At 76.4% G+C, this 8174-nt stretch carries 9 protein-coding genes and 1 pseudogene; 3 read left to right on the forward strand and 7 right to left on the reverse strand.

Annotated features, from left to right (window positions below):
- Window positions 1–14: 14 nt before the first annotated feature.
- A complete protein-coding gene (locus tag ACIBZJ_RS01755; protein WP_395924363.1) occupies window positions 15–1172 on the reverse strand; it encodes a glycosyltransferase in 1158 nt (385 codons plus the stop codon).
- On the reverse strand, window positions 1169–1789 hold the full coding sequence (locus ACIBZJ_RS01760; protein ID WP_395924365.1) for a TetR family transcriptional regulator: 621 nt from the start codon (window positions 1787–1789) through the stop codon (window positions 1169–1171). Before ACIBZJ_RS01760 ends, ACIBZJ_RS01755 begins: the two co-directional genes overlap by 4 nt.
- Before the next feature lie 61 nt (window positions 1790–1850).
- On the opposite strand from ACIBZJ_RS01760, the pseudogene ACIBZJ_RS01765 reads away from it, so the two are divergent.
- Both ACIBZJ_RS01765 and ACIBZJ_RS01770 read left to right on the forward strand, forming a co-directional pair.
- Window positions 1851–2396: pseudogene (locus ACIBZJ_RS01765) on the forward strand (AAA family ATPase); the annotation flags it as partial.
- Window positions 2393–3157, forward strand: coding sequence for a hypothetical protein (locus tag ACIBZJ_RS01770; RefSeq protein WP_395924367.1), 765 nt, complete (start codon window positions 2393–2395; stop codon window positions 3155–3157). The pseudogene ACIBZJ_RS01765 and the gene ACIBZJ_RS01770, both read left to right, overlap by 4 nt.
- 64 nt (window positions 3158–3221) lie before the next feature.
- Here ACIBZJ_RS01770 and ACIBZJ_RS01775 read toward each other — a convergent pair whose 3' ends face one another.
- The 4 genes from ACIBZJ_RS01775 to ACIBZJ_RS01790 form a co-directional block, all read right to left on the reverse strand.
- Complete coding sequence (locus ACIBZJ_RS01775; RefSeq protein ID WP_395924369.1) at window positions 3222–4169, reverse strand: hypothetical protein; 948 nt, start codon at window positions 4167–4169, stop codon at window positions 3222–3224.
- Window positions 4170–4265: 96 nt separating this feature from the next.
- Window positions 4266–4943 (reverse strand): response regulator, encoded by a 678-nt coding sequence (locus ACIBZJ_RS01780; RefSeq protein ID WP_395924371.1) that lies wholly within the window; start codon window positions 4941–4943, stop codon window positions 4266–4268.
- A complete protein-coding gene (locus ACIBZJ_RS01785; protein ID WP_395924373.1) occupies window positions 4940–5608 on the reverse strand; it encodes a sensor histidine kinase in 669 nt (222 codons plus the stop codon). Before ACIBZJ_RS01785 ends, ACIBZJ_RS01780 begins: the two co-directional genes overlap by 4 nt.
- Before the next feature lie 119 nt (window positions 5609–5727).
- Entirely contained in the window at window positions 5728–6111 is a 384-nt protein-coding gene (locus ACIBZJ_RS01790) for a hypothetical protein (RefSeq protein WP_395924375.1), read from the reverse strand.
- Between the two features lie 125 nt (window positions 6112–6236).
- Here ACIBZJ_RS01790 and ACIBZJ_RS01795 point away from each other — a divergent pair, with 125 nt between their 5' ends.
- Window positions 6237–6983 carry an SGNH/GDSL hydrolase family protein gene (locus ACIBZJ_RS01795; RefSeq protein WP_395924377.1) on the forward strand — a complete coding sequence of 249 codons (747 nt, stop codon included), beginning with the start codon at window positions 6237–6239 and terminating at the stop codon, window positions 6981–6983.
- Here the strand turns inward: ACIBZJ_RS01795 and ACIBZJ_RS01800 are convergent.
- A complete protein-coding gene (locus ACIBZJ_RS01800) occupies window positions 6949–8142 on the reverse strand; it encodes an NADH:flavin oxidoreductase (protein WP_395925976.1) in 1194 nt (397 codons plus the stop codon). The genes ACIBZJ_RS01795 and ACIBZJ_RS01800 overlap by 35 nt on opposite strands.
- Window positions 8143–8174: the final 32 nt, after the last annotated feature.

Raw genomic sequence — 8174 nt, forward strand, 5'->3', positions numbered from 1 at the left:
GCCCGGCTGCCGGGCTAGGCGGGCCGCTCTCCGCGGAGGTGGGCCGCGGCCGCACCGGCCGGGTCGAGGGCCCGGATCCGGGCCCCGAGTGCGGACGCCGCGGCGCGGTGCGGCCCGGGCTCGAGCAGCCCGGCGATCGCGGCCCGCAGGGCGGCGGCCCCCGACCGGCGCGGCAGCGTCCGCCCGGCCCCGGCGGCGGCCACCGCCGACCCGATCGCCGGATGGTCCATCAGCGGATGCCCGGGCAGCACCAGCACCGGGACCCCGTGGGCCAGCGCGCGCATCGTCGTCCCGTGACCGCCGTGCCCGACGACCAGGCCGACGCCCGGCAGCAGCGTCTCGTGGTCGGCGTGGCGCACGACCCTGGCGTTGGCCGGGGCGCGCAGGGAGGCCGGATCGACCGAGGCGCCGGTCGTCATGACCGCGTCGACGTCGAGGCCGCCGGCCGCGTCGAGCAACGCCTGCAGCGTCCGGTCCTGCCCCGGGTACCAGATCGAGCTCAGGCTCAGCAGCACCCGGGGCCGCCCCGCGGCCGCCGGCGGCGGGGCGTCCGGCGAGGCCGCGTCCGGCGGGGCCGCGTCCGATGGCCCGGCGTTGGGCGGGGCCGTCGGGGTGACCGGGCCGACGCAGGTCAGGCCGGTGAACGCGCCGGCGCGGCCGGTGCCGAATCCGGGCAGGACGGTGGCGATCGCCGACTCCGCGGCGCCCCAGACCCGGGCCGGCCCGCAGCCGCGCAGCGCCGCCACGGCCGCGATCGGCGTCCGGGCGAACGGCCCGGCGAAGTACGACGGCAGCGTGTGCACCAGCGTCACCGTGCGGTACCCGGCCGCGGCGACCGCGCGCCCCACCGCCAGCAGCAGACAGTCCACGACCACGACGTCGGCGCGCTCCCGGGCCGCCACCGCGACCGCGCCGCGCCCGGCCGCCGGGTCGGTCAGCACCGCGCTGAGCGCTCCGACCGTCCGCGCCGCGCTGCGGTGGACGGCCGGGTCGTACGGCCGCAGCCCGGGCAGCGGCGCGAACCGGAGCCCGGCCGCGCCCACCGCGGCGGCCTGTTCCGGATGGCCGAGCACGAGTGCCCGCCCGCCGTCCGCGGCGAAGCGCTGGGCGACGCCGAGCAGCGGCGGGAGGTTGCCGCCCGCACGGAGCGTGACGAAGAGGCCTGTGGTCATCGTGTGCTCCCGGTGGCCAGGACGGCCTCGGTCAGCCGTCGCATGCGGGCTTCGGTCGCGGCCCGGGACAGCCCCCGGTCGCGCCGTAGCAGCTTCCAGGTGAAGAGGTCGGTCGCGACGGCGAGGAGATCGAGGAGTTCCCCGCCCGAGCCGGACTCGGACTCGGACGACGCGGACGCGGACGCGGCGGAGCCGGGCCGGAACGGCGCGAACACCTCGGCCACCCAGGCCCGGTGCAGGTCGCGGCCCGGCCCGGTGATCGCCGCGAACCGCGGGTCGTCGCGCTCGTGCCCGATCAGGTGCAGCATGAAGTCGCCGCGCCGCTCGTAGTGGGCGACCACCGTCCGCACCGCGGCGGCGACGTCGCCGACCGGGACCCGCCGCTCGTCGCGGGTCTCGTCCAGACCGGCCGCGATCGCCGCGCCGAGCAGGGCGTCCCGGGTGCCGAAGTGCCGCAGGACGGTCTGCACGCTGACGGCCGCGCGGGCCGCGATCGCCTCCAGCGTCGGATCGAGGTCGAAGGACTCCTCGGCCAGTTCCCGTACCGCCCGCAGGATCCGCAGCCGCGTCCCGGCCACCGCGTCCGCCCGGGAGCGCATCGTGTACGTCCGTTTCACGGTAACGAACACTGCCGTCAAATAGCTTTCGCGTCAATGCCTACTCACGTGGAATACCTGCCGGAAGTCGGGCGTCCGGTACGCCGACCTGGAGTGGCCGCTGCGCGAGGTCGGCGCGGTGCTCGACGCCCGGAGCGCCCACCCCGGCCGCACCGCCCGCGCGCACCTGGCCGCGCTGGCCCGCAGCAACCGGATCCCGTTGCCGCGGGTGGACGAGGTGCTCGACCGGGTCGGGCTGACCGCGGTCGCCGGCACCCGGGCCGGGACGTTCTCGCTCGGGATGAGCCAGCGCCTCGGCATCGCGGCCGCCCTGCTCGGCGACCCCGGCGTGTACGTGTTCGACGAGCCGGTCAACGGCCTCGACCCGGAGGGCGTCCGCTGGGTGCGGGAGCTCGGGCGCTCGCTGGCCGCCGAGGGCCGCACGGTGCTGCTCTCGTCGCACCTGATCAGCGAGGCCCAGCTCATCGCCGATCACCTGCTGGTCCTCGGCCGCGGGCGGTTGCTCGCCGATGCCCCGCTCGCCGGCCTCCTCGCGTCCCATCGCTCGCTGGAGGACGCCTACCTGGCGCTGACCTCGGACAGCGTCGAGTACGGGGTGACCCGATGAGCGCGGCGATGGCTTTCGAGTGGGTGAAACTGCGGACGTTGCGCTCGACCTGGTGGTGCGTGGGCGTCGCGGCCCTGCTGCAGGTGCTCTACGCGCTGCTGCTCGGCGTCGACGCACGCTCCGATCTGGAGCACAGCGGCGGGCCGTCGGACCTGGCCGTGGGCGACGCGGGGCTGTTGTCGGTGCAGTTCGACCAGTACGCGCTGATCGCCGCGGCGCTGCTCGCGGTGACCGGGGAGTACGCGAGCGGCACGATCGGCGTCACGCTGCGCGCGGTGCCGGTCCGGGGCCGGATGCTGGCCGCGAAGGCGCTGGTCGTGGCCCTGGCCGCGGCCGGGGTGGCCACGGCCCTGATGCTGCTGGCAGCGGTCGCGGGCGGGCTGGCCGCCGGGTCCTCCGCCGGCTGGGACGGGCCCGGGCTGCGCGGCGACACCGCGCTGGTGGCCGCGTACGCGGCGGCGATCGCGGTGTTCGCGCTCGGGCTCGGCACCGCGATCCGCAGCGCGGTCGGCGGCCCGACGGTCGTACTGGTCATCGCGGTGGTGCTGCCGACCGTGCTGGCCCGGATCAGCCTGGAGGCGGTCGCGCGCGTCGACGACTACCTGCCCGGCTCGGCCGGCGTCGCGGTGCTCCACGGCGCGCTCTCGGACCCGCCCGCCGCTCAGGCCTACGGCCCGATCGCCGGGCTCCTGGTGTTCGCCGCCTGGTCGGCCGCCGCCCTCGCGGCCGGCTACGCCGTGCTGCGCCGCCGGGACGCCTAGGCCCGGCGTCAGGGGCCCGGCGTCAGGGGCCCGGCGTCAGGGGCCCGGCGTCAGGGGCCCGGCGTCAGGGGGTCCAGTAGACGTCGAACGACACCTCGACGTCACCGGTCAGTGACCCCGGAGACGGGACGAACACGATCCAGTCTCCCTCGAGCTGACGCCCGTTGAAGTCCGAGACGAGTGGACCGGTGCCGCCGGGTGGCGCGGCCGGAATGCTGTGCGTGACGCCGGCTCCCGGCCTTCCCGCGTGCCGGGGGTAGTGCGTCACCGTCAGGTCCCGGCCGAAGCGGTTCCGGACGCCGGTGATCGTGGCGTCCGGAAACGCCGCCAGCGCGGGGGTGGTCACGACCGACGACGACGCGGATCTCGTCACGAACGCGGACACCGTGAAGGGGACCGGACGAGCCGGCGGCCCACCGGGCGGCAGACCCGACTCGATGCCCAGTTCGGTGCCCGGGATGTCCACCCACTGCACCGAACCTGCCGGATAGAGCAGGATCCCGCAGACCGCACCCGCCCCGTAGTGGGCGACGTGCCCGCTCGGCATCCCCGCGGCGAACCCCTGCGACGACGCGTACCGGCCCGCGCGCCAGAACCAGGTGTCCATGCTGTCGGCGGCCGGATCCGCCGACAGGCCCAGGTCGAGGGCCGGCACGTCCCGGAATTCCGCGGTACCGGGGGCGATGAGATACGTCCCGAACACCAGCCCGGCGCCGTAGTCGGCCTGCTCGAAGTTGGGGAAGCCGTGCTGGTAGCCCTGGGCCACCGCGTAGGAGTTCGCCCGGGAGAAGCGCGCGCGCAGCGGCTGGCCGGTCAGGTCGCCGAACTCCGTCGCGGGGACGTCGCGCCAGGCCGCCGCGGCCTCCGGAAGAAGGTAGTGCCCGTAGACGATCCCGCGCCCGTCCTGGTAATCGGCGCGCTCGAAATTGGGCCAGCCGCACACGTAGGGCCGCGGTCCGATCCATTCGTTCACGCGACGGAAACGGAGCTCGATGTACTCGTCGGTCGCCATCGATGCGATCTCCACTTCACGAGGGGCTGCCTCGACACCATGATGACGTGACCGGCTCCACAGTCAACGGAAATGTCCACACTCAGCCCGGACGCGTCACCTCGCGGCCGGTCCGGCCGGCTCGTCGCCGGTGAGTCCGGCCTCGTGGGCCACCAGGGCGGCCTGGACGCGGTTACGGACCCGCAGCCGGGCCAGGATCGCGCTCACGTACGCCTTGACCGTGCCCTCGACCAGGAACAGCCGGCGGGCGATGGCGGCGTTGGACAGACCGCCGGCCAGTAGCGTGAGCACGTCCCGTTCCCGGTCGGTGAGCACGGCGATCCGCGCGCGGGCGGCCGCGGCCCGGCCGGTGCGGGCCCCCGCGTAGGCGGCGATCACCCGCCGGGCGACCTTCGGCGACAGGAACGCGGCCCCGTCGGCGCCGGCGTGCACGGCCGCGAGCAGCTCGCGCGGGTCACCGGACTTCAGCCGGAACCCGGCCGCTCCCCCGGTCAGCGCCCGGTCGATGTACTCGTCCTCGCCGAACGTCGTCAGCATCAGCACCGCGACCGACGGCGCGACCCGGCGCAGTTCCTCGGCGGCGGCGAGCCCGTCCACGGCGGGCATCCGGATGTCGAGCAGCGCGACGTCCGGGCGGTGCCGGCGCGCCGCCTCGACGGCGGCACGCCCGTCGGCGGCCTCGGCCACCACCTCGACGTCCGGGTCGGTGGTGAGGATCGCCCGGACGCCGGCCCGGATCATCGCCTCGTCGTCGGCGACCAGGACGCGGATCACCCGCGGCCCCCTCTCGCGGTGCGGCCGGGAATCAGGTCGACGCCCGCGACGCGTCCGCCGGCGAAACACACCCGGTAGACGTCGCGGACGGACGGGAACAGCGCGGCGCTGGTGCCGTAGTAGGAGCAGTCGGCGCCGGGCGGGCGGGGCGGCTCGGCGACCGCGGCACCGGCGGCGCGGGGGATCGTCGCGGTCAGCGTGAACACGCCGCCGGAGTCGCCGGTGGCGAGCGACCCGCCGGTCAGCCGCACCCGCTCGGCCAGCCCGAGCAGCCCCGACCCCGGCTCGGGCCTGGGCCCGGGCCCCGTCTCCGGCCCCGGGCCGCCCCCGGGCACCTGGTCGGGGGGTGCGGGCAGGGGGTTGCTCACGGTGACGGTCACCGCGGCGGCGGTGTGCGTGAGGCGCACGCGCACCGGGGCGCCCGGCGCGTGGCGGGCGGCGTTGGTCAGCGCCTCCTGGACGACCCGGTACAACGCCCGGTCGGCCAGCCGCGGCAACCCCGTGCCCCCGCCCGGCCGATCGCCCGCCCGATCGTCCGGCTCTCCCTCGTCCGAGGAGAAGTCGAGCACCAGACCGGCGCTCCGGACGCGCCCGGCCAGCGTGGCGAGGGTTTCGTCGGGCGGGGCCAGCGGCGCCGCCGCGGACGTGCGCAGGACGCCGATCACCGCGCGGAGCCGATCGGTGGCGGCCGCCGCGCCCTCCCGCAGCTCGGCGGCGGTGGCGCGCTGGGACGGACCGAGGGCCGGGTCGAGCTCCAGCGCCCCGGCGCGCAGCGCGAGCAGGCTCAGCTCGTGGCCGAGTACGCCACCCAGCGGTCGGTCCCGCGCAGCACGGCGGAGAGGAACGCCAGGCCGGGCGCCCCGGCCGCCAGCGCGCCGTACGTCCAGAGCGCCGGGCGGGGACGCTGCGCCGAGCGTCCGGCCAGGAACGAGAGGACCACGAACGGACCGGCCAGCCAGGGATCGACGGCGAGCACCCCGGCCGCCAGGACGAGCGACGCGAGCGGAGCCGCCCGGCGCAGGCCCACGGCGACGGCGAGCACCAGACCCGCGACGAGCAGCCCCTCGGCGTACGGGCCGTCGTCGAGGCGCTCGCCGTTCAGCGGGAGCAGGACGCAGAGCAGCAGCCAGAGCAGCACGCCGCCGCCGATCCGCCGCACCACCGCCATGGAGCCGACCGTACCGGCGGCCCCCGGGCGACCGGCACTGCCGAAAGTCAGGTCCCCGCTCCCGGGCGGCCCGCCGGGGCTGGCCGCCCGCCGCGCCGCGGCGGACACCTGATCCAATACCGGACATGCGGTACGCGGCGATCGGCGACAGCTTCACCGAGGGGGTCGGCGACGTCCGGCCGGACGGGACCGTGCGGGGGTGGGCCGACCGGGTCGCCGAGGGGCTGGCCGCGGCGGGCGAGCCGGTCGGGTACGTGAACCTGGCGATCCGGGGGCGGCTGCTGCGCCCGATCGTCACCGGGCAGCTCGACGCGGCGCTCGCGCTGGACCCGCTCCCGGACCTGATCACGCTCAACGGCGGCGGCAACGACATGCTGCGCCCGGGTGTCCGGCTCGGTGACCTGATCGCGCTCACCGAGACCGCGGTGCGCCGCTGTGCCGGCGCCGGAGTGCGGCTGGTGCTGCTCTCCGGGGCGGATCCGACCGCGCAGCTGCCGCTGGGCCGCGTCGTCCGGCGCCGCGGGGTCGCCCTCACCGCCGGCATCGCGGCCCTGAGCAGCACGTACGACCTGACGTTCGTGAACGTGTTCGGCGACGCCGAGATCCGGGACGAGCGGTACTGGTCACCCGACCGGCTGCACCTGGCGACGCCGGGCCACGAGCGGGTCGCGGGCCTGGTGCTGCACGCGCTCGGCCACGGCGACGTGCCGGCGCCCGCTCCCCCGGCGCCGCCCGCGGCCCGGAGTGCGCGGACGACCGCGCGGTACTACCGGGAGCACGTGCTGCCCTGGGTGAACCGGCGGCTGCGCGGCCGGTCGTCGGGCGACGACCGGGACCCTAAGCACCCGGTGTGGTACCCGGTGACGGGTTGAGCACGCAGTGGCTGCGGTCGGAGTAGATCGTCGGCATGCAGAGGTTGCTGTGGTCGCAGCGGCTCCGGGTGGTGCCGTCGGCCCGGATCCGGTTGATCAGGTCGGGCTCGCGCAGCAACGCCCGGCCCATCGCGACGAACTGGAACCCCGCGGCGAGCGCGGTGTCCATCGTCGTCCGGCCGGTGACGCCGCCGAGCAGCACCATCGGGAGGCCGACCGCGGCCCGCACCCGGCGGGCGTCGTCCAGCAGGTAGCCGTCGCGGTAGGGGTACTCGCGCAGGAACCGCGTACCGGCCAGGCGCAGGCCCGTGCGCAGCGGCTGCGGCATCGCGGCGGCGAACTCGCGCACCGGCGCGCCGCCCCTGAACAGGTACATCGGGTTGAGCAGCGAGCTGCCCGCGGTCATCTCGAGCGCGTCGAGCGAGCCGTCCTGTTCCAGCCACCGCGCGACGGCGACCGACTCGTCGAGCCCGAACCCGCCCCGGACGCCGTCGTCGAGGTTGAGCTTGGCGAGAATCGCGATCCGGTCGCCCGCGGCGTCGCGGACCGCGCGCATGATCTCGCGGGCGAACCGGGCGCGGTTCTCCAGTGAGCCGCCGTAGGCGTCCTTGCGCCGGTTGAGCCGGGGGCTGAGGAACGCGCTGGCCAGGTAGTGGTGTCCGAGGTGGATCTCGACGGCGTCGAACCCGGCGTCGATCGCCGTGCGCGCCGCGGCGGCGTGGGCCGTCACGATCCGGGTGAGGTCGGCGACGGACGCCGTGCGGGCCGCCAGCGTCGCGAACGCCGCCGCGCGGCTGGGGGTGAGCGCGAGCGCGCGCCCGCCCCGGGAGAGGCCGACCGGGCCGGAGTGCCCGATCTGCGCGGAGATCGCCGCGCCCTCGGCGTGCACCGCGCCGGTGAGGCGCCGCAGGCCGGCCAGCGCCTCGGGCCGCCAGACGATCTGGTGGCGGTCGGTGCGGCCCTCCGGGGAGACCGCGCAGTACGCCACGGTCGTCATGCCGACGCCCCCGGCGGCGAACCCGGCGTGGAACGCGATCAGCGCGTCGGTGACCAGGCCGTCGCGGGCCCGGTTCTCGTAGGTCGCGGACTTGATCACCCGGTTGCGCAGCCGGATCGGCCCGAGCGCGGCCTCCTCGAAGATCTTCACCGGGCGCCGCACGGTGGTTCGGGTGGCGTCGCCCGGACCGGCAG

The sequence above is a fragment of the Cryptosporangium sp. NPDC051539 genome (genome assembly GCF_044454545.1).
GTDB lineage: Bacteria > Actinomycetota > Actinomycetes > Mycobacteriales > Cryptosporangiaceae > Cryptosporangium.

Excerpts from the sequence above, each read along its gene's own strand:
- ACIBZJ_RS01770 (WP_395924367.1), top strand. The coding sequence starts at position 2,393 with ATGAGCGCGGCGATGGCTTTCGAGTGGGTGAAACTGCGGACGTTGCGC.
- ACIBZJ_RS01795 (WP_395924377.1), top strand. The coding sequence starts at position 6,237 with ATGCGGTACGCGGCGATCGGCGACAGCTTCACCGAGGGGGTCGGCGAC.
- ACIBZJ_RS01755 (WP_395924363.1), bottom strand. The coding sequence starts at position 1,172 with ATGACCACAGGCCTCTTCGTCACGCTCCGTGCGGGCGGCAACCTCCCG.
- ACIBZJ_RS01775 (WP_395924369.1), bottom strand. The coding sequence starts at position 4,169 with ATGGCGACCGACGAGTACATCGAGCTCCGTTTCCGTCGCGTGAACGAA.
- ACIBZJ_RS01790 (WP_395924375.1), bottom strand. The coding sequence starts at position 6,111 with ATGGCGGTGGTGCGGCGGATCGGCGGCGGCGTGCTGCTCTGGCTGCTG.